This window comes from Falsiroseomonas oryziterrae, assembly GCF_021864505.1.
Classification (GTDB): domain Bacteria; phylum Pseudomonadota; class Alphaproteobacteria; order Acetobacterales; family Acetobacteraceae; genus Falsiroseomonas; species Falsiroseomonas oryziterrae.
This window is the reverse complement of record NZ_JAKJIB010000547.1, coordinates 1-1,557: the sequence shown is the minus strand read 5'-3', so window position 1 is coordinate 1,557 and position 1,557 is coordinate 1. Positions and strand designations below refer to the sequence as shown.

General features: G+C 75.3%; 2 protein-coding genes. Both read right to left on the bottom strand.

The window, feature by feature from the left end:
- The coding region (locus L2I40_RS23010) for a pyridoxine 5'-phosphate synthase (RefSeq protein ID WP_237217686.1) at positions 1-531 on the bottom strand (531 nt) is incomplete at its 3' end.
- A gap of 144 nt (positions 532-675) precedes the next feature.
- A partial coding sequence (gene pdxA, locus L2I40_RS23005) for a 4-hydroxythreonine-4-phosphate dehydrogenase PdxA (protein ID WP_237217685.1) occupies positions 676-1,557 on the bottom strand: 882 nt, incomplete at its 5' end.

Sequence of the window (1,557 nt, the reverse complement as noted above, 5' to 3'; positions counted from 1 at the left end):
GGCGTGCGCGCCGGCCGCGAGGCGGGCGAGATGGGCAGGGCGGTCGGCCGGCGCCGCATCGGCATAGGCGCCGGTGTGCAGCTCGATCGCCGCGGCGCCGAGCCGGGCGGCCGCCGCGATCTGCGCCGGATCGGCCTCGACGAAGATCGAGACGCGGATGCCGGCGGCGGCGAGGCGGCGGATCGCCTCGGGCAGGAAGGGATCGTGGCGCAGCAGGTCGAGCCCGCCTTCCGTCGTCAGCTCGGCGCGCTTCTCCGGCACGATGCAGCAATCGGCCGGGCGCAGGCGCTCGGCGATGCCGACCATCTCCTCGGTCGCGGCCATCTCGAAGTTGAGCGGTGCGGCGATGGCGGCGCGGATGCGCGCGACGTCGTCGTCGCGGATGTGCCGCCGGTCCTCGCGCAGATGCAGGGTGATGCCGTCCGCGCCGGCCTCGAGCACCGCGAGCGCGGCGGCGAGCGGATCGGGATGCGTGCCGCCGCGCGCGTTCCGCAGCGTCGCGACATGGTCGATGTTGATGGAGAGAAGCATTTTTCTGTCCTCAGGCGCCGGCGCGCGCTCCGCGCGCTTGGCTTGCGCGCCACGCGCTGGCGCGCCCGGCCTCGATGTTGGTTGGGGCGCGGGCCGCATTCGCGGCCTCGGCCCGCCTGTGGCGGGCCGCCAGCGTGGTTCTATTCATGACGCACTGGTGGCGCTCCGCGCCCGCGCCATCTCGCCGGCCATGCGCAGCGCGGCGATGAGGCTGCCGGGGTCGGCGCGGCCGGTGCCGGCGATGTCGAGGGCGGTGCCGTGGTCGGGGCTGGTGCGCACGATCGAAAGGCCCAGCGTCACGTTCACCCCGCCATCCATGTCGAGCGTCTTCACCGGGATCAGCGCCTGGTCGTGATACATGCAGAGCGCGCAGTCATAGGTGGCGCGCGCGCGCGGCGTGAACAGGGTGTCGGCCGGCAGCGGGCCGCGCGCGGCGATGCCCTCGGCGCGCAGCGCGGCGACGGCGGGGGCCACGATCTCGATGTCCTCGCGGCCCATCGTGCCGTCCTCGCCGGCATGCGGGTTGAGGCCCGCCACGACCAGCCGCGGCGCGGCGATGCCGAAGTCGCGCATCAGGGCGGCGGCGACCACGCGGCCCTGGGTGACGATCGCCTCCGTCGTCAGCGCCGCGGCGGCGCGCGCGAGCGAGAGGTGGACCGTGACCGGCACCACGCGCAGCCCCGGGCAGGCCAGCATCATCACCGGCGGAACCCCCGTGCCGGCCAGCTCACCCAGGAACTCGGTGTGGCCGGGATGCGGGAAACCGGCGGCGGTGAGGACGGATTTCTGGATCGGGTTGGTCACCACCGCGCCGGTGCGTCCGGCCTTGGCGAAGCCGACCGCCTGCTCGATGGAGGCGAGGACGGCGGGCGCGTTGCGCGGGTCGAGCCGCCCGGGCACCGCCGGCACGGCGAGCGGCAGCGGCAGGACGGGCAGCGCCTCGGCGAAGGCCGCGGGGGCTTCCTCGGGCGCCGCGATGTGCGCGAGGGGCGCGCCGGCCAGCAGCGCTGGATCGGCGATCACGAA